16 protein-coding genes and 3 tRNA genes are annotated in these 17,702 nt (G+C 71.0%); 6 read left to right on the top strand and 13 right to left on the bottom strand.

The genetic code is table 11. The annotated features are described in order from the left end of the window. Positions 1-34 precede the first annotated feature (34 nt). The gene (locus ACRVYW_RS06940; RefSeq protein ID WP_431803015.1) at positions 35-1,258 is read left to right on the top strand and encodes a pyridoxal phosphate-dependent aminotransferase; all 1,224 of its coding nucleotides are present in this window, start codon (positions 35-37) and stop codon (positions 1,256-1,258) included. Positions 1,259-1,276: 18 nt separating this feature from the next. Here the strand turns inward: ACRVYW_RS06940 and ACRVYW_RS06935 are convergent, their stop codons facing one another. The 10 genes from ACRVYW_RS06935 to ACRVYW_RS06890 form a co-directional block, all read right to left on the bottom strand. Further along, entirely contained in the window at positions 1,277-2,422 is a 1,146-nt protein-coding gene (locus ACRVYW_RS06935) for a UDP-N-acetylmuramate dehydrogenase (protein ID WP_431803013.1), read from the bottom strand. A gap of 2 nt (positions 2,423-2,424) precedes the next feature. Continuing rightward, a complete protein-coding gene (locus tag ACRVYW_RS06930) occupies positions 2,425-2,859 on the bottom strand; it encodes a MaoC/PaaZ C-terminal domain-containing protein (RefSeq protein WP_431803011.1) in 435 nt (144 codons plus the stop codon). Next, positions 2,856-3,305, bottom strand: coding sequence for a MaoC family dehydratase N-terminal domain-containing protein (locus tag ACRVYW_RS06925; RefSeq protein WP_431803009.1), 450 nt, complete (start codon positions 3,303-3,305; stop codon positions 2,856-2,858). The genes ACRVYW_RS06930 and ACRVYW_RS06925 overlap by 4 nt, the downstream gene beginning before the upstream one ends. 71 nt (positions 3,306-3,376) lie before the next feature. Then, positions 3,377-4,177 carry a sulfite exporter TauE/SafE family protein gene (locus ACRVYW_RS06920; RefSeq protein WP_431803007.1) on the bottom strand — a complete coding sequence of 267 codons (801 nt, stop codon included), beginning with the start codon at positions 4,175-4,177 and terminating at the stop codon, positions 3,377-3,379. Then, positions 4,174-6,228 (bottom strand): ABC transporter ATP-binding protein, encoded by a 2,055-nt coding sequence (locus ACRVYW_RS06915; protein ID WP_431803005.1) that lies wholly within the window; start codon positions 6,226-6,228, stop codon positions 4,174-4,176. The genes ACRVYW_RS06920 and ACRVYW_RS06915 overlap by 4 nt, the downstream gene beginning before the upstream one ends. Then, a complete protein-coding gene (locus tag ACRVYW_RS06910; RefSeq protein WP_431803003.1) occupies positions 6,225-7,952 on the bottom strand; it encodes an ABC transporter ATP-binding protein in 1,728 nt (575 codons plus the stop codon). The genes ACRVYW_RS06915 and ACRVYW_RS06910 overlap by 4 nt, the downstream gene beginning before the upstream one ends. A 246-nt stretch (positions 7,953-8,198) precedes the next feature. Next, positions 8,199-8,272 (bottom strand) — tRNA-Met (locus ACRVYW_RS06905). 35 nt (positions 8,273-8,307) lie between these two features. Beyond that, a tRNA-Thr gene (locus ACRVYW_RS06900) sits at positions 8,308-8,379 on the bottom strand. Positions 8,380-8,475: 96 nt separating this feature from the next. Further along, a complete protein-coding gene (locus tag ACRVYW_RS06895) occupies positions 8,476-9,822 on the bottom strand; it encodes a M23 family metallopeptidase (protein ID WP_431803001.1) in 1,347 nt (448 codons plus the stop codon). Positions 9,823-9,975: 153 nt separating this feature from the next. After that, the gene (locus tag ACRVYW_RS06890) at positions 9,976-10,782 is read right to left on the bottom strand and encodes an inositol monophosphatase family protein (RefSeq protein WP_431802999.1); all 807 of its coding nucleotides are present in this window, start codon (positions 10,780-10,782) and stop codon (positions 9,976-9,978) included. 87 nt (positions 10,783-10,869) lie between these two features. On the opposite strand from ACRVYW_RS06890, the gene ACRVYW_RS06885 reads away from it, so the two are divergent. Then, complete coding sequence (locus ACRVYW_RS06885; protein WP_431802997.1) at positions 10,870-12,480, top strand: phytoene desaturase family protein; 1,611 nt, start codon at positions 10,870-10,872, stop codon at positions 12,478-12,480. A gap of 44 nt (positions 12,481-12,524) precedes the next feature. Here ACRVYW_RS06885 and ACRVYW_RS06880 read toward each other — a convergent pair whose 3' ends face one another. Next, positions 12,525-13,673: a hypothetical protein gene (locus tag ACRVYW_RS06880; RefSeq protein ID WP_431802995.1), complete on the bottom strand. Its 1,149-nt coding sequence runs from the start codon at positions 13,671-13,673 to the stop codon at positions 12,525-12,527. Positions 13,674-13,808: 135 nt separating this feature from the next. Here ACRVYW_RS06880 and ACRVYW_RS06875 point away from each other — a divergent pair, with 135 nt between their 5' ends. Continuing rightward, the gene (locus tag ACRVYW_RS06875) at positions 13,809-14,291 is read left to right on the top strand and encodes a hypothetical protein (RefSeq protein WP_431802993.1); all 483 of its coding nucleotides are present in this window, start codon (positions 13,809-13,811) and stop codon (positions 14,289-14,291) included. 18 nt (positions 14,292-14,309) lie between these two features. Here ACRVYW_RS06875 and ACRVYW_RS06870 read toward each other — a convergent pair. After that, a tRNA-Tyr gene (locus ACRVYW_RS06870) sits at positions 14,310-14,391 on the bottom strand. Positions 14,392-14,477: 86 nt separating this feature from the next. Next, positions 14,478-14,963, bottom strand: a complete 486-nt coding sequence (locus ACRVYW_RS06865; protein ID WP_431802991.1) for an FBP domain-containing protein — start codon at positions 14,961-14,963, stop codon at positions 14,478-14,480. Positions 14,964-15,312: 349 nt separating this feature from the next. On the opposite strand from ACRVYW_RS06865, the gene ACRVYW_RS06860 reads away from it, so the two are divergent. Genes ACRVYW_RS06860 through ACRVYW_RS06850 form a run of 3 tightly spaced genes read left to right on the top strand, consistent with a single transcriptional unit; the run spans position 15,313 to position 17,677 of the window. Beyond that, complete coding sequence (locus tag ACRVYW_RS06860; protein ID WP_431802989.1) at positions 15,313-15,801, top strand: YajQ family cyclic di-GMP-binding protein; 489 nt, start codon at positions 15,313-15,315, stop codon at positions 15,799-15,801. Between the two features lie 2 nt (positions 15,802-15,803). Next, entirely contained in the window at positions 15,804-16,337 is a 534-nt protein-coding gene (locus ACRVYW_RS06855) for a hypothetical protein (protein WP_431802988.1), read from the top strand. Beyond that, positions 16,334-17,677 carry a D-alanyl-D-alanine carboxypeptidase family protein gene (locus ACRVYW_RS06850; RefSeq protein ID WP_431802986.1) on the top strand — a complete coding sequence of 448 codons (1,344 nt, stop codon included), beginning with the start codon at positions 16,334-16,336 and terminating at the stop codon, positions 17,675-17,677. Before ACRVYW_RS06855 ends, ACRVYW_RS06850 begins: the two co-directional genes overlap by 4 nt. Positions 17,678-17,702: the final 25 nt, after the last annotated feature.

Below are 17,702 nucleotides of genomic sequence, written 5' to 3'. Positions count from 1 at the left end.
GGCAGCGCGACCGCCGCGAGACTACGCTGAGAGCGTGACCGAAACGACTGGCTCGGCCCCCGCCGAGCGCGCTCCCCTCTCCCGCAAGCTCTCCGCCATCGCCGAGTCGGCGACGCTCAAGGTCGATGCCAAGGCGAAGGCTCTTCAGGCGGCCGGTCGCCCCGTGATCTCCTACGCCGCGGGCGAGCCCGACTTCGCGACGCCCGCGTTCATCGTCGAGGCTGCCGCCGAGGCCCTCCGCGACCCCGCGAACTACCGCTACACGCCCGCCGCGGGCCTGCCCGTGCTGCGCGAGGCGGTCGCGGCGAAGACCCTGCGCGACTCGGGGCTCGAGGTCACCGCGGGCCAGGTCGTCGTCACCAACGGCGGCAAGCAGGCGGTCTACCAAGCGTTCCAGACGGTCGTGAACCCCGGCGACGAGGTGCTCCTTCCCGCGCCGTACTGGACGACGTACCCCGAGGCGATCGCCCTCGCCGACGGCGTGCCCGTCGAGGTGTTCGCCGGCGCCGACCAGGACTACAAGGTCACGGTCGACCAGCTCGAGGCGGCGCGCAGCGAGAAGACCACGGTGCTCGTCTTCGTGTCGCCCTCGAACCCCACGGGCTCCGTGTACACCCCCGAGGAGACCACGGCGATCGGCGAGTGGGCGCTCGCGCACGGCATCTGGGTCATCACCGACGAGATCTACCAGAACCTCGTCTACGACGGGGTCCGCGCCGTGTCGATCGTCGAGGCGGTCCCCGAGCTCGCCGGCCAGACGATCCTCGTCAACGGCGTCGCCAAGACCTACGCGATGACGGGCTGGCGCGTCGGCTGGATGGTCGGCCCGGCTGACGCGATCAAGCTCGCCGCGAACCTGCAGTCGCACCTGAGCTCCAACGTCAACAACATCGCCCAGCGCGCGGCACTCGCCGCCCTCACCGGCCCGCAGACCGAGGCCGAGGAGATGCGCGTCGCGTTCGACCGGCGCCGCAAGCTGATCGTCGCCGAGCTGCAGAAGATCCCCGGGGTGCAGGTGCCCGTGCCGCAGGGCGCGTTCTACGTCTACCCCGACGTCACAGGCCTGCTCGGACGCGAGTGGCACGGGAAGCGTATCGAGACGTCGCTCGAACTCGCCGACCTGATCCTCGACGAGGCCGAGGTGGCCGTCGTCCCCGGCGAGGCGTTCGGTCCGTCGGGATACCTGCGTCTGTCCTACGCCCTCGGCGAGGACGCGCTGGTCGAAGGCATCCAGCGCCTGCAGCGTCTGTTCTCCTGACGCCGCACGTCGCCGCCGCTACAGTTCGACGCCGATGAGGACGGGTTCGGGCTGCAGGATGAGCCCGAACTCCGACTGCACGCGCTGCTGGATGTAGCGGGCGAGCTCGGCGAGCTCGGCCGCCGTCGCCCCGCCGCGGTTCGTGACGGCGAGGGCGTGCTTCGTCGACAGCGCGGCGCGCGAGCGCGGCAGGTGGAACCCCTTGCCGAGGCCCGCGTGCTCGATGAGCCACGCGGCGCTCACCTTCACGTCGGGCTGCACAGACACCGGCGGCGCCACGACGCCGTCGAACGCCGCGAGCGGGATCACCGTCACGGGCGCGACGACCGGCGCGAGCGGCCACCGCGGGCACTCGGACGGGAGGGTGCGGGCGAAGGATGCCGACACGATCGCGTTCTGGAAGAACGATCCGGCGCTGTGCGTGTCGGGGTCGGCGTCGTCGAGGACCATGCCCTTTCGCGCCCGCGTCGCGAGGACGGTCTCGCGGATGCCGCGGAGGGTCGCGGTGTCGTCGGGGGCCATCCCGAGCGCCTGCCGCAGCTGCGCGCCGCGCACGGGGAAGGCCCCATCGCCGACCTCGGTGAGCTCGAGGGTGATCGAGACGATGACGCCCGAGCGACGCGCGCCGTGCCCGTAGTGCTGCTTGAGGACCGACGTGCGGAAGCCGAGTTCGAGGTCGGCGGCGGGGACGGTCTCGACCTCGCCGGTCGCCTCGTCGAGGAGCTCCACCTCGACGAGCGTCTCGACGATCTCCTGCCCGTAGGCGCCGACGTTCTGGATGGGGGCTGCGCCCGCCGTACCCGGGATGCCGCTCATCGCCTCGATGCCGGCGAGTCCCGCGTCGACCGTGTGAGCGACGAGGTCGTCCCAGTCGTGCCCCGCTTCGACTCGCAGCCGGACGGTGCCGGGGGCGGCGTCGGCGGCGGTGGGGAGCCGCTCGATGCCGCGCGTCCGGACGAGGACGACCGTGCCCTCCAGCGGCTCGTCGCCGACGAGGAGGTTGGAGCCGCCGCCTACGACGAGCCACGGGTCGCCGGCGGCCCAGGCATCCTGCAGCGCCGTGACCAGCTCGTCGCGGGTCGTCGCCTCGATCATGCGCTCGGGAGTACCGCCGGCGCGGAGGGTCGTGAGTCGCGCGAGCGGGACGGGGTCGATCTCGGGCATGGTCAGCCGTCCAGGTGCACGCGCACCTGGACCTTGCCGAGGACGGAGGTGTCTCCCGCCGTGACGGTCAGATCGATGCGGGCGACGCCGTCCTCGACGGCGGCGATCTTCGCGACGATCGCGAGGTCAGCGCCCGTGTCGGCGTCGACGACGACGGGGCGCGTGAAGCGGACGCCGTACTCGAGGATCCGGCCGACATCACCGACCCACGGGACGATCGTCTCGACCGCGAGGCCCATGGTCAGCATGCCGTGCGCGAGGACTCCGGGGAGCCCGACCTCGGCGGCGACGTCGTCGCGGTAGTGGATCGGGTTGAAGTCCCCGGACGCCCCGGCGTACCGGACGAGGGAATCGCGCGTGAGGTGCACGGTGCGCTCGGCGACGACGTCACCGACCGTGAGATCGGCGGCGGCGGGGATCTGCGGGGCGGCGCTCACGCGACCTCACCTCCCACGAGGAGGACGGAGGTGGCGGTCACGACGTGCGCGCCTGCGGCATCGGTGATCTCCGACTCGCTCGTGACCATCGCGCCCTTGCCGAACGGGCGGATGTTCGTGATCTGCAGCTGCGCGACGAGCTCGTCGCCCGCGACGATCGGTCGCGAGTAGCGGAAGCGCTGCTCGGCGTGCACGGTGCGCTCGAGCGCGATGCCCGAGTCGGGCGTCGCGAGCAGCTGCTGCATCGTCAGGTCCTGGATCACGATCGGGAAGGTGGGCGGGGCGACGACGTCGGCGTAGCCGAGCGCCTGTGCGGCGGCGGGGTCGGAGTGCTGCGGATCGGTCGCGAAGACGGCGCGCGCGAACTCGCGCACCTTCTCGCGCCCGACGAGATACGACGCGGTCGGCGGGAACGGCCGGCCGACCAACTCAGGGTTCACGGACACCCCTCGATCCTAACGAGGATCCTCCCGCGCGACCCCGATGCCCGTCGCCGCGCCTCAGCGCTTGCCGCGCGTCAGCGCTTGCCGCGGGTGCGGATCGCCTTGAGCGCCATCTGCACGCCGATGTAGGTGAGGAACACGGCGAACAGGATGTTGGCCACAGCAGGATCGAGCAGGGTCGCGAACCATGCACCGAGCGCGGTCGTCGTGCAGGCGGCGAGGCCGATCACGACGGCGGCGAGCAGGTCGACGTTGCCGCGCTTGAGGTTGCCGATCGTGCCGGAGATCGCCGTCGGGATCATCATCAGGAGCGACGTGCCCTTCGCCACAAGATCGCTGGTTCCGAAGAAGATCATGAGCGCCGGGACGACGACGACACCGCCGCCGACGCCGAGCAGGCCGGAGAGGACCCCTGTGATGAGCCCCAGCAGCGCGAGCGCCGCTCCCGCCCCCCATGTGAGGACGAGTTCCGCGTCGCGCGAGGGCACGACGACGAAGAGCATGACGATGACGAACACGAGGAAGACGACGAAGCCCCAGCGCACGGCGTTCTGCGGCAGTCGGGCCAGCAGCCAGGTGCCGATCTGCGCGCCGATGACGGCGAACGCCGCGAGGATGATCGCCGCGACCCACGCGACCGATCCGTGGACCGCGTAGGAGATGACGCCGACCGTCGCGGTCGGGACGATCGCCGCGAGGGACGTGCCGGCCGCGAGTCGCTGGTCGAAGTGCAGGAGGAGCACGAGCATCGGCACGATGACCGTGCCGCCGCCGACGCCGAAGAGGCCCGAGAGGAGCCCCGCGGCGAGTCCGATCGCGATGCAGGAGACGATGAACCGCGCGTCGCGGCGACGGGGAACGGCGGGAGCGCTCACGCGCGGGCCTCCTTCTCGTCCGAGGCGGCTGCGTCGCGCTCGGTGGGTGCGGGTTCCTCGGCGGTGGCCGCCTGCTCGAACTGCGCGCGGTACAGACGCCAGTAGGCGCCCTCGGCGGCGATGAGCTCGTCGTGCGTGCCCTTCTCGACGATGTCGCCGTGCTCCATGACGAGGATGAGGTCGGCGTCGCGGATCGTCGAGAGCCGGTGCGCGATGACGAACGACGTGCGCCCTTCGCGCAGGGCCGCCATCGCGTGCTGGAGGAGAAGCTCGGTGCGGGTGTCGACCGAGCTGGTGGCCTCGTCGAGGATGAGAACGCTCGGCTGGGCGACGAACGCGCGGGCGATCGTGATGAGCTGCCGCTCGCCGGCGGAGACGTTGGCGGCGTCCTCCTCGAGGATCGTGTCGTAGCCGTCGGGCAGCGAGTGCACGAAGCGGTCGACGCGGGTCGCGACGGCGGCGGCGACGATCTCGTCGTCGGTGGCCGCCTCGTTGCCGTAGCGGATGTTGTCGCGGATCGATCCGGCGAACAGCCACGGGTCCTGCAGCACCATGCCGGTGCGTGAGCGCACATCATCGCGTGTGAGTGCCGCGATGTCCTGCCCGTCGAGGAGGATGCGCCCGCCGTCCAGCTCGTAGAAGCGCATGAGGAGGTTCACGAGCGTCGTCTTGCCGGCGCCCGTGGGACCCACGATGGCGACGGTCTGACCGGGCTCGACCCGGAACGACAGGTCGCGGATGAGCGGCTTGTCGGGCGCGTAGCTGAACGCGACGTGCTCGAACTCGATCACGCCCGGTCCGTCGACGAGAACGGGGGCGTCGTCGGCATCCGGCTCCTGCTCGTCTTCGTCGAGGAGCTCGAACACGCGCTCGGCCGAGGCGGTGCCCGACTGGACGACGGCAGCCATGCCGCCGAGCTCCGACAGCGGCTGCGTGAACTGCTGCGAGTACTGGATGAACGCCTGCACATCGCCCAGGCGCAGTTGGCCCGAGGCGACCATGAGCCCGCCGAGCACGGCGATGCCGACGTAGCTGAGCGAACCGATGAACATCATCGCGGGCATCATGAGGCCGGAGAGGAACTGCGCGCGGAAGGATGCCTGGTAGAGCTCTTCGTTCTCGTCCTGGAACTTCTCGCGCGCATCCTTCTCGCGCCCGTACACCCGGACCAGGGCGTGGCCGGAGAACGACTCCTCGACACGTGCGTTGAGGCGTCCGACCTTCCGCCACTGGATCGTGAACGCCTTCTGCGACTTCGGGCCGATGACACCGAACACGACCGCCATGAGCGGGAGCGCGATGAGCGCGACGATCGCGAGCTGCCACGAGATCGAGAACATCATGATGAGCACACCGACGACCGTCAGGACGTTCGTCAACGCCGTCGACAGCGACTGCTGCATCGTCTGGGTGATGTTGTCGATGTCGTTCGTCACGCGCGAGATGAGCTCACCCCGCTGCACGCGGTCGAAGTACGACAGCGGCAGACGGTTGATCTTCGCCTCGACGTCTTCGCGCAGGCGCCACATCGTGCGCACCATGATCACGTTGATGACGTAGCCCTGGATCCAGGTGAGCAGCGACGAGACGATGTAGATCGCCATGACGGCGACGAGCACCCACTTGAGGCGCTCGAAGTCGACGCCGGCGCCGACCTGGAAGTTCGCCATCGCGGCGACCATGTTCGCCAGGTCGGTCTGCCCCGCCGCGGTGAGGGCGGCGACGACATCCTCCTGCGAGGTGCCGGCGGGGAACTGTCCGGCGAGGGATGCCGAGACGACGCCCTCGAAGATGACGTTCGTGGCCTCGCCGAGCACCTTCGGTGCGATGACGGCGAGGACGACGCCGATCGCCCCGAGGAGGGACACGAGCGCGAACACCCACTTGTAGGGGCCGAGGAGCCCGATCATGCGGGCGAAGCTCTGACCGAAGTTGCCGGCCTTGCCGGGGGCGACCGCGTCCCAGTCGCCGGAGTTCAGCCGCGCCTGCTCGGCGAGCTCGAGCTCTTCGCGCTCCTCTTCGGAGAGGACCGCCGTGTCGGGGGCGCTCATGCGTCCACTCCCAACTGCGATTCGACGATCTCACGGTACGTGGCGTTCGACGCGAGCAGCTCGTCGTGCGTGCCGGACCCGACCATACGGCCCGCGTCGAGCACGATGATCCGGTCGGCCTCGGTGATCGTCGAGATGCGCTGGGCGACGACGATCTTCGTCACCTCCGGCAGTTCTCGCCAGAGCGCCTGCCGCAGGCGTGCGTCGGTCGCGACGTCGAGCGCCGAGAACGAGTCGTCGAAGACGAGGATGTCGGGGCGGTGGGTGATCGCCCGCGCGATCGAGAGGCGCTGGCGCTGCCCGCCCGACACGTTCGTGCCGCCCTGCGAGATGCGCGCGTCGAGTCCGCCGGACATCTCGGATACGAAGTCCTTGCCCTGCGCGATCTCGAGAGCCTTCCACAGTTCGTCGTCGGTCGCCTCCTCACGCCCGAACCGGAGGTTCGAGGCGACCGTGCCGGAGAACAGGAACGCCTTCTGCGGCACGTAGCCGATGCCCTTCCACATGAGGTCGAGGTCGGCCTCGCGGACGTCCACCCCGCCGACGCGCACCGTGCCGCCGGTGACGTCGAACAGGCGCGGGATGAGCGAGACGAGCGTCGTCTTGCCCGACCCGGTCGACCCGACGATCGCGACGGTCTCACCGGGGGCGGCGCGGAACGAGATGCCGTCGACGACGGGGGCGTCGGCGCCCGGGTAGGTGAATGACACGTCGTCGAATTCGACCGAGCCGCGCGCCGGGAAGTCGGTGACGGGGTGCACGGGCCGCTCGAGCGCATCGGTCGAGTCGAGCACTTCGCCGATCCGATCGGCCGAGACGGCCGCGCGCGGGATCATGATCGTCATGAACGTCGCCATGAGCACGCCCATGAGGATCTGACCGACGTACTGCATGAAGGCGAAGAGGGTGCCGATCTGGACGTGTCCGGCATCCACCTGCACGCCGCCGAACCAGATGACGCCCACGACCGTGAGGTTCAACACGAGCATCGCGAGCGGGAACATGATGACGAAGAGCGACCCGACCTTGCGGCCGACGACCATGATGTCGGTGTTGGCGACGCGGAACCGCGCCTCTTCGATGCGCTCGCGGACGAACGCGCGGACGACCCGGACGCCCGTCAGCTGCTCGCGCATGACGCGGTTCACGCCGTCGAGCTTGGACTGGTACTGCCGGAACAGCGGCACCATCTGGCTCACGATGATGACCGCGATGACGAGCAGCAGCGGCACGGCGACCGCGATCAGCCAGCTCAGCCCGACGTCCTGCTGGATCGCCATGATGATGCCGCCGATCGCGAGGAGCGGCGCGGTGACGAGCATCGTCGCGCCCATCATCGCGAGCATCTGCACCTGCTGCACGTCGTTCGTGTTGCGGGTGATGAGCGTGCCGGCGCCGAAGGTCGACACCTCCCGCTCCGAGAATCCGCTGACCTTCTCGTAGACGTTGCGGCGGATGTCGCGGCCGACGCTCATCGCTGCCCGGGCGGCGAAGTAGGTCGCGATGATCGAGGCGACGATCTGACCGAGCGCGATCGCGAGCATCCAGACACCCCGCGACCAGATGTAGGCGGTGTCACCCGTCGCGACGCCCTTGTCGATGATGTCGGCGTTCACGCGCGGGAGATACAGGGATGCCATCGCCGAGGCGAACTGGAAGACGAGCACCCCCGCGAGCCACCACCTGTAGGTCCGGAGGTACCGGACCAGGAGCTTTCCGAGCATGCGAGATCTCCGATGCGGCGAGAGAGGGTATCGGCGGCGGAACCGACGAGAAGAAGACTGTCCATGCTATCGCCGGGCGCCGACATCGAGGTTTCGGCGCCGTGTCGCGCGGCGCCCTCCCCCATCGCAGTGTCGGGCGGACCGGTCGACGCCGATGACCTTAGATGTAGCAGGGACGGCGCCGCCGTCGCAACAGTGCGCGCCGCAATGGCGGAAGCCCCCGACGAATCGGGGGCTTCGGATCTGTAGCGGGAGCGGGGCTTGAACCCGCGACCTCACGATTATGAGTCGTGCGCTCTCACCAACTGAGCTACCCCGCCGCGCTGCACCCACACGGCGAGATGTGGATGCTGCGAGCCCCGAGTCAGGATTGAACTGACGACCCCTTCCTTACCATGGAAGTGCTCTGCCACTGAGCTATCGGGGCGTGCCGCCTGCGCTCCGCGGAGGACGTGCAGGCAACTAGAAGAGGATATCAGAGCAACGGCATCCCGCCGAACCGAAGAGAGCCGCCCGACACCGGTCAGCCGACGGTGTGGGTGCCCGTCGTGTGCTCCTGCATCCACGGCATCGGATCGATGTGGGTCGTGCCGCCCAGCAGCACCTCGAAGTGCAGGTGCGGACCCGTCGCCTTGCCCGTCTCGCCGACCTTGCCGAGCACCTGACCGGCCGTGACGGTCTCGCCGACCGAGACGGCGAGCGAGCCGCGGATCATGTGCGCGTAGCGGGTCGAGACGAGCTGCCCGTCGATGATGTGGTCGACGACGACGGTCACGCCGTAGTCGCCACCCGCCTCGGTGGCGATGCGCACCGTCCCGGCGGCGATGACGTGGATGTCGGCGCCGAGCCCGGGCGTCAGGTCGACGCCGCGGTGCGGGCGGGAGAACTGCGACAGGTACGTGTTGGAGCCGTACGCGGCCGACACGGGCACACCGACGGGGAAGGGCCACTGGATCGGCGAGGTCGGGTCGTTGACCCACGTGCCGGCGAACTCCGTCACGCCGGAGGCGGCCGCGATGTCGGCCATCGAGGCGACATCGTACTTCTCGTCGCGGTCCAGCGGCGCGACGTCGTTCGCGCCGCTCGCGACGAACGCCTGGATGTCGGTCTTCGGAGCGGTCTTCGCCGCGACGGGCGCGACCGCCGTCAGGTCGGAGGCCGCACCGGATGCCGACGCCACAGCCTCGGCGGGCGTCGTCGTGCCGACCGCGAGCATCCCCACGACGGTCATGACCCCGAGCGAGAAGGATGCCGCCGCGATGCGCTGCGCGAGGACGGACCCGCGGCGCGCACGGCGCGGAGCGATGTGCGTGGATGCCGCCGAAACCGGCGCGGGCATCTCATCGGACTCGCTCGCAGCGGGAGTGCGCTGCACCGGCGTCTCGCCCGTGAAGGAGAACAGACGCGCCGCGAACTCGAACTCGTCGATGCTGCAGGGCTCGGTGACGCGGGGCTCCGAGGCGCGGGGCTCGGGCACGATGAACGACGCACCGGTGAGGGCCGCGGGCTCGATGCCGGCCGACTCCGGTTCGCCGGCGACCTCGGCGAAGACCGCGTGGGCAGCGCGGCGCAGCCGGCGACGGGTCGTGGCGTCAGGCTGCGCGCCGACCGACTCGGCCATGATCGCGGAGGCGACGTCGGCGACGACGGTCTCGGCGACCGACAGCTCCATCGGCGCCGCCGGCTCGGGCGTGACCTCGCGAAGCTCGGCCACGGGAGTCTCGGCAACGGTGGCGTCGATGACGGCGTTCGCCTCGGCCTCCGCACGGCGGCGACGCAGCTCCGCGCGCGTCAGATACCCCGACTCCTCCGGCGCCGTGGGCGCGGAGGGTCGACGGCTGGAGCGTCGCGTGGGCGCGGCGTCAGCCATGGGGGTATCGAGCGTCAAATCGCAGGCTCTCGTCCGGCCGCTCCGGGGGAAACGGCGTCGTGCATCGGGCTTCGGATCACCCTCGCCGTTCGGGCGGCAAAGGTAACGATCGGGTAAACACTACCCCCGGCGTCCTGGGAATGCCATCAACGCTCAGCGGTATATCGCTTCGGCGAGTCGCGCGGCGAGGTCCGCGCTCGCCGCGATCGTCATCTGCCGGCCCGGCCGGCCCTCCGGCTGCCCCGAGACGACGCCGCCCGCCTCGGTGACCAGCAGCGCGCCGGCGGCGTGGTCCCACGGGTGAAGCCCGCGCTCGAAGTACCCGTCCAGACGCCCGGCCGCGACGTAGGCGAGGTCGAGCGACGCGGCGCCCGCGCGCCGGATGTCGCGGGCGAACGGGAGCACGCGGCGGACGCGGTCGAGGTCGCCCTCATGGGTCGCGGGGTCGTAGCCGAACCCCGTCGCGAGGAGGGCTCCGGCATCCGTCGGCGACGACACGGCGAGGCGCTGCGGCCCTCCGCCCTGCGTCCGCAGCCACGCGCCCTCGCCGCGCGCGGCGGTGAACGCCTCGTCGATCACGGGTGTGTAGACGATCCCCGCGACGGCGGTCCACGCCTCTGGCGATGGCTCGCCGGTGACAGCGGCGATGGACACCGCGTAGTGCGGCGTGCCGTACGCGTAGTTGACGGTCCCGTCGATCGGGTCGACGACCCAGGTGACCTCCGACATGCCGCGCTCGGCGCCCGACTCCTCGCCGAGGAATCCGTCGTCCGGGCGCGCCGCCGCCAGGCGTGCGCGGATGAGCTCTTCGACCTCGCGATCGGCGTCGGTCACGATGTCGGCGAGGGCCGACTTGGTCGCCGCGATGCGGACGCCCTCCTCGCGGCGGCGGCGCGCGAGGACCCCCGCCTCGCGCGCGATGTCTTCGGCCAGGGAGAGCAGCTCTTCGGCATCCGTCATATCTCCACGCTACGCGCCCCCTGCCGCAGGCCGGGCGCGACCTCGCCCAACCTCGCCCGGCCTCACGGAACGCAATACCGTGGGCGCATGAGCGAGATCTACGACGCCGTGATCGTCGGCGGCGGCCACAACGCCCTCGTCGCCGCCGCGTACCTCGGGCGCGCCGGCAAGCGGGTCATCGTCCTCGAGCGCCACGCCCACGTGGGCGGCGCCGCCGTGTCGGAACGCCCGTGGGAGGGCGTGGATGCCCGGCTGTCGCGCTACTCGTACCTTGTCAGCCCCCTGCCGCGAACGGTCATCGACGACCTCGACCTGCATCTCGATCTGCGGCGGCGGCGCTCCTCCTCCTACACACCCGATCCCGCCGATCCGTCGCACGGCATCCTGGTCGACGCGGGCGACGCCATCGCGACGACGGAGAGCTTCCTGCGGACCACCGGCGACGCCCGCGAGGCCGAGCGGTTCGGCGCCCTGTACGACCGGCTGCTGCCGCTGGCGGCGGCGCTCTTCCCGACCGTCACCGAGCCCCTCCGGCGCGAGAGCGCGGTGCGCGCTGCGGTGCCCGATCAGGCGCTGTGGGATGCCGTGGTGCACGAACCCCTGGGCGCGCTGCTGCGCGGCGCGCTCACCTCCGACACGGCGCGCGGCATCGCCCTGACCGACGGCCTCATCGGCACGTTCTCGTATGCCGACGACCCGACCCTCCGGCAGAACCGGTGCTTCCTCTACCACGTGATCGGCGGCGGCACGGGGCACTGGGACGTGCCCGTGGGCGGGATGGGTCGGGTGAGCGGGGCGCTCGAGCGGGCGGCGCGCGACGCCGGCGCCGAGTTGCGGACGGATGCCGAGGTCCTCGCCGTCGACCCGGAAGGCGCGGTGACGCTCACGAGCGGCGAACGCATCGCCGGGCGGCTCGTCCTCAGCGGCGTCGGGCCCGCGGTGCTGGGGCGGCTCCTCGCCGCCGGTGGTTCGCAAGGGACCGGTGACGTCGACGCGTCCTCCGCGCCGGAGGGCGCGCAGGTCAAGGTGAACCTGCTGCTGCGGCGGCTCCCGCGCCTGCGCGACACCGACGTCGACCCCGAGGCGGCGTTCGCGGGGACCTTCCACATCAACGAGACGATGACCCAGCTCGACGCGGCGTACGGACGCGCCGCGGGCGGGGCGGTGCCCGATCCGCTGCCCGCGGAGATCTACTGCCACTCGCTCACCGACCCCTCGATCCTCGGCCGCGACCTGCAGGCATCCGGTGCGCAGACACTCACCCTGTTCGGACTGCAGGTGCCGCATCGGCTCGCGACGCAGAGCGTTTCAGGCAGTGATGCGCAGGGCGGGGATGCCGACGACGCGTACCGGGCGACGCTCCTCGCCGCGGCGCAGGCGTCGCTCGATTCCGTGCTCGCCGAGCCGATCGCCGACGTCGTCTACACCGCGCCCGACGGGACGCCGTGCGTCGAGGCGCGGACGACGACCGACCTCGAGCGCGCGCTCGGCATGGCCGGCGGAGACATCTTCCACGGGTCGCTGGCATGGCCGTGGGCGACCGACGACGAGCCGCTCGACACCCCGGCCGAACGCTGGGGCGTCGCGACCGACCACCCGCGCGTGCTGCTGTGCGGGTCGGGCGCGCGGCGCGGCGGCGGCGTCAGCGGCATCGGCGGCCACAACGCCGCGATGGCCGCGCTCGAGCTGCTGCGCTGAGGAATTCGCGCGTGAACTCGCGCGTGGCTCGAGCGCGGGCCGAGTCAGCGCTGCTCGGCCGGCGGAGCAGGCGGGGGCGGCGGGTAGCCCTGGTACCACGGAGCGACCGGCGGCGCCGGCGGAGCCGGAGCGTACGGGTCGGCCGCGGGCGGCGCGACGGGCGGGGCCGCGGGCGCGTTCGGGTCCGCCGGCGGAGCGGCGTACGGCTCCGGCCCCGGGGCGTACGGTTCCGGTGCCGGGGCGCCCGCATAGGGGTCCGCGGCCGGGGCGCCCGCGTAGGGGTCCGCGGCCGGGGCGAAGCCCTGGGGGTCGGCCGGCGCGTACGGGTCCACGGGCGACACCGGTGCGTAGCCGTACGGGTAGACCTGCGGCGCGGCATCCTGCGGCGGAGCGACGGGCGCCGCCGCGAGTTCGGGCTGCGGATACGTCGGATAGCCCGTGTAGTACGCGTTCCAGTCGGGCGTACCGTCGGGAAGGACCGGCAGCGGAGTCACACCATCGACGAACGTCGGCCAGGCCTGAGGCGCGGGAGCCGCGTAGGGCGCGGCGCCGTAGCCGGTCGGCGGGGCGGGCCGCTCCTTCTTGGGGGCGAACAGCGCGTTGACCAGCGGGATGAGCGCCGTGCCGACCGCGGCCAGGATCGCAAGGGCGACCACGACCCGCCAGTACAGCGGCTTGATGTCGACGTACTCGGCCGTGACGAGCGGAAGGACGAGCATGATCGCGAGGATCACGACGAGGCCGATCGTCACGTACGCCACGATCGTCGTGAACGTCGTCTGGTAGCGCAGGTACGCCTTCACGAACAGGCGCGCGTGCAGGAGCGCGCCCTGGATGATCAAGATGATCAGGACGTAGCGGAAGAACCGGTCGGCGCCGATGCCGAACTGGCCGTCCGTCGGCATCCAGATCAGGAATGCGCCGATCAGCAGGACCAGCACCCACGAGATCATGCTCGCGAGGGCGAGCCAGGCGGGGCGGCGGGCGGCGAGGTTCGCCTCGAGGATCGCGACACCGGCGAACCCGGCGAGAAGCAGGATCGTCAGGAACGCCTTGCCGACGATGCCGTTGTCATCGCCGATCAGCACCCACACGACGCTGACGAGCGCGGCCGCGATGAGGGCGCCGATCGCGACCCAGATGGAAGCCCTCAGGACTTTTCTCGATGCGGGTGCGGTGATCGGTTCGCTCATGGGGGATCCTCTCGGCAGGCGGGGCGCGCCATCCGGCGGCCTCTGCTCATCCTGACAGAGATGCGTGCGCCCGTGCGGGATGCCGGAAATCTGTGGATACCGGACGGACGGGGTGCGCTTCGCTAGGTTCGGGGTATGACGGCTTCGACGACGCACGCCCGCCCCTCGCGCACCGCCCGGGTGGGGCTCGGCGTCGCCGCGACGGTGGCGATGCTGACCGCCGTCGCGCTGAACTGGCTCGTCGCTGTGCCCGTCGGCACCGGCGTCTGCCCGGCCATCGACCCGGCGCCGACGAACTGCCTGCCCTCGTTCCGCGCCGGCACGGGACTCGTCGCGACGCTGATCATCCTCGCCGTGTGGGCGGCGACGCTCCTGTGCGCCCTCGCAACGCGGGCCGTCTTCCGCCCTCTCGCGATCGGCGGGTTGATCCTTCTCGTCGTCGCCGTACCCGTCTCCTACGTGACCGTGTCGTCGAGCTCGGGGTTCGAGGTCCGGGCATCATCTCCGTACGCGCCGACCGAAGACCCTGTCGCTCACTGGGGCGAGATCGCCGATCGCTCGCCGTACGTGAAAGCGCCCCTCCGGCCGGAGCCGAGAGGGGCGCTTCTTTCTGTCTGATCAGGTATTTCTCCTGAGTGGCGAGTGAGGGATTCGAACCCCCGAAGTCGAAGACGGCTGATTTACAGTCAGATCCCTTTGGCCGCTTGGGTAACTCGCCAGTGCGCACCCGACCGGCTTGTTCAGTCGAGCGGAGGCGCGATCACCTATCTTACTAGGCCGCGGCCGATGCGAAAAACCGAGACCTCAGTCCGGTGCCACGACGCGCTCGACGAACGCTTCGACGCGGCGGCGCGTGCCGTCGATGCGCCGGTCGACGCTCGCGCGCACTTCGCTCGGCGCGAGGGGCGCCGCGAGGCGGACGTTCTCGTGGCATCCGAGGTCGGTGCAGATGTAGGTGCCGACGCTGTCGGCGCGTTCGCCCGGCTCCCCCGCCCGGCGCGCGGTGAACAGGGACACCTGGTTGCCCGGCTGCATCGTGTGGCAGATGTTGCACATCGCCGCGCGGGAGCGCGATCCGGATGCCGCGCGCACCACGACTCCGGTCGGCACGCCCTCGTGCTCGACGACGACGTATCCGCGACCGCGGTTGTCGGGGTCGGGCCAGGCGAGGAAGTCGAGGTGGTCCCAGTCGGCGAGCACGAACGACAGCGGCACAGCCATCCGGTCGCGCTCATCGGGCGACGCATTCACGAGCGCCGCGCGGACCTGGTCTTCGGTCAGCGGCAGCATCCGCCCAGTCTACGAGCGGGGCGCGGCGATCGGGGCGAGTGCGCGGCGTCCTGGTGCCGGGCGCACCGGTCGATGCCGCGCCCGCGGCGTTCGGCTCGCAGGAGATCTCGTAACACCTGCGAGGTGAGCCCCCGGAATCACGCGGATCGAGCTGAGGCCGCGACCGATTGTCCTGCGAGCCGAACACGACGGGGCGTGAGACGCTGCGGCGAGGGTACGGTCGGAGCATTCGGCGAAGCCCTCCTCCACCTGACGCCGTCCGCCGCACGGCAGCGCGAGCTCTTCGCTGACGCCGTCGCACGTCTCTACCCTCGCTCCTCGGCGCACGACGCCGGGTAGATTGATCGCCATGGCTGACTCAAGTTTCGACATCGTCTCCAAGATCGACCGCCAGGAGGCGGACAACGCTCTGAACCAGGCGCGCAAGGAAGTCGAGCAGCGCTACGACTTCAAGGGCACGGATGCCTCGATCGAATGGTCCGGCGAGGCCATCCTCATCAAGGCGAACAGCGAGGAGCGCGCGAAGGCGGTGCTCGACGTCTTCCAGTCGAAGCTGATCAAGCGCGGGATCTCGCTGAAGTCGCTCGACTCCAGTGAGGCCCAGGCATCCGGCAAGGAGTACCGGATCACCTCCACCCTCAAGGAGGGCATCTCGTCGGAGGATGCGAAGAAGATCTCCAAGATGATCCGCGACGAGGGGCCGAAGTCCGTGAAGTCGCAGATCCAGGGCGACGAGCTGCGCGTGCAGTCGAAGTCGCGCGACGACCTTCAGGAGGTCCAGCGGATGCTGAAGGCCGCCGACCTCGACGTCGACCTGCAGTTCGTCAACTACCGCTGAGCGTGGGCGTCGAGGTCGCAACGAGGCGACGACGGAGTCCGACCGGGTGGGGCTGGGCGCTCCTGCTGGGCGGTGCGTCGGTCTCTGCCGTTGTGCCGCTGATGGACATGGTGGCGTACCGCCTCCTCTGCGCGAATGTCATCGAGTGGGGCGCGAACCGCGCAAACTTCTGCAACGGGCCGCTGGGCGACGTCCTCCGCGGGATCGGAAACACCGCCACCATCGCGTTGTCGCTCGCGGCGGCGTTCGGCGGCCTCGCGCTCGGCGTCAGCGCGCTCCGGCACGCCCGACACGATGGGGCGTCACCCAGCCTCGCGGTGCGAACGCTTCTCGTGTGCGCCGTCGTCTATACCGTCGCGCTCGTCTGCGAGAGCGGTCGTATGGCGATCGCCGGGGGGTCGCCGATATCGGCGATGGCCTTCGCGCCCGTCTCCGCCGGCGTCCTCTTCGCCGCCTGGCTCGCCGCGACGGGCATCGCCCTCGTGATCATCGGCGTCGTCCGCGAGAACCGCGTCGCCGCGGCGGAGCCGAGATGACCGCGCCCGACCCGCTCGCCGAGCTGTTCGAGCCGGGCGGGCGCCGTCGCGGCGGAGAAGACGCGCCCACCGAAGCCGAACGAGCCGCGCGCGCCCGGCGGCGCCGCCGCGCACGGCGCGCGGGCGTCGCGTTCCTCGTCGTCTTCGCGGTGCTCGCGGCATCCGTCACCGGCTACGTCATGTGGGCTCTGAACGCGCCCCTCCCCGATCCCGTCGCGACGACCCGCACGCCGACCGCGGCGGCCGGGGCCGCGGCATCCTTCACCCTGCCGGCCGAGGGCACGACCCTCGTCGTGACGAACGGCGCGGCCGAGTTCATCGGCGCCGACGGACTCACCCTGGCCGCCGGCGGCGACGAGCCGCGCTCGATCGCGAGCGTCAGCAAGATCATCACCGCGCTCGTCGTCCTCGACGCACATCCGCTCGCAGGCCCCGACGATCCGGGTCCGACGATCACCTTCACCGAGGCCGACCACGACCTGTACGACGAGTACTACGTGCAGGGCGCCGCGATCGCCGCGATGCCGACGGGCAGCTCGATGCCGCTGCGCGACGCGCTCGCGCTCATGCTCATCCCCTCGGCGAGCAACTACGCCGACGCCGTGTCCACGTGCGCGTTCGGCTCGCGCGGCGCGTTCCTCGCGGCGACCCGCGATTGGCTCGCCCGCCAGGGCCTCACCGGCACCACCATCGTCGAGCCGACGGGCCTCAGCCCCCGGAACGTGAGCACCCCGAGCGATCTCGTCCGCATCGGGCAGCTCGCCGCCGCGCACCCGACGATCGCCGCGCTCGCGGGCTCGGCGACCTACACGACCGAGGTCACCGGCCGTGTGAACAACACCAACAGGCTCCTCGGCGACAGCGGCGTGACGGGGCTGAAGACCGGGAACCTCGGCGAGGGGACCTTCGCGCTCCTGTTCACCGCGACCGTCCCGACCGGCGTCGGCGAACCCCTGTCGGTCACGGGCGTCACGCTCGGCGGCACGTCACGCGAATCGCAGGATGCCGCGGTCCGCGCGCTCCTCGGCAGCATCGCGGACGGGTTCCACGACGTCGCACTCGCGCCCGCCGGCACGGCCATCGGCATCTACGAGACGGCGTGGGGCGCCTCCGCCGAGCTCGTGATCGTCGACTCGGCGTCCATCCGGACCTGGTCGGACACCCCGATCGAGGTGACGACCGACATCGGCACCCCGGTGGCGTACACCGACGGCGAGCACGTCGGTACCGTGACCTGGACGGCCGGTCCGCGCAGCGCGATCGCCTCGGTCCAGGTGCGCGGGACGATCGAGGAACCCACCGGCTGGTGGCGCCTCACCCATCCCCAGCTGCTCGGCTGAGCGGCTCGGACGCGCATGCCCCCGC

Source organism: Microbacterium sp. bgisy203 (assembly GCF_965345155.1).
Lineage (GTDB): Bacteria > Actinomycetota > Actinomycetes > Actinomycetales > Microbacteriaceae > Microbacterium.
The sequence above is the reverse complement of the archived record's forward strand: the minus strand, read 5'-3'. Positions and strand labels throughout refer to the sequence as shown.

Bases quoted from the DNA above. Each gene is read 5' to 3' on its own strand.
- ACRVYW_RS06935 (WP_431803013.1), bottom strand. From the start codon at position 2,422: ATGCCCGAGATCGACCCCGTCCCGCTCGCGCGACTCACGACCCTCCGC.
- ACRVYW_RS06915 (WP_431803005.1), bottom strand. From the start codon at position 6,228: ATGAGCGCCCCCGACACGGCGGTCCTCTCCGAAGAGGAGCGCGAAGAG.
- ACRVYW_RS06910 (WP_431803003.1), bottom strand. From the start codon at position 7,952: ATGCTCGGAAAGCTCCTGGTCCGGTACCTCCGGACCTACAGGTGGTGG.
- ACRVYW_RS06895 (WP_431803001.1), bottom strand. From the start codon at position 9,822: ATGGCTGACGCCGCGCCCACGCGACGCTCCAGCCGTCGACCCTCCGCG.
- ACRVYW_RS06890 (WP_431802999.1), bottom strand. From the start codon at position 10,782: ATGACGGATGCCGAAGAGCTGCTCTCCCTGGCCGAAGACATCGCGCGC.
- ACRVYW_RS06885 (WP_431802997.1), top strand. From the start codon at position 10,870: ATGAGCGAGATCTACGACGCCGTGATCGTCGGCGGCGGCCACAACGCC.
- ACRVYW_RS06880 (WP_431802995.1), bottom strand. From the start codon at position 13,673: ATGAGCGAACCGATCACCGCACCCGCATCGAGAAAAGTCCTGAGGGCT.
- ACRVYW_RS06875 (WP_431802993.1), top strand. From the start codon at position 13,809: ATGACGGCTTCGACGACGCACGCCCGCCCCTCGCGCACCGCCCGGGTG.
- ACRVYW_RS06865 (WP_431802991.1), bottom strand. From the start codon at position 14,963: ATGCTGCCGCTGACCGAAGACCAGGTCCGCGCGGCGCTCGTGAATGCG.
- ACRVYW_RS06860 (WP_431802989.1), top strand. From the start codon at position 15,313: ATGGCTGACTCAAGTTTCGACATCGTCTCCAAGATCGACCGCCAGGAG.
- ACRVYW_RS06850 (WP_431802986.1), top strand. From the start codon at position 16,334: ATGACCGCGCCCGACCCGCTCGCCGAGCTGTTCGAGCCGGGCGGGCGC.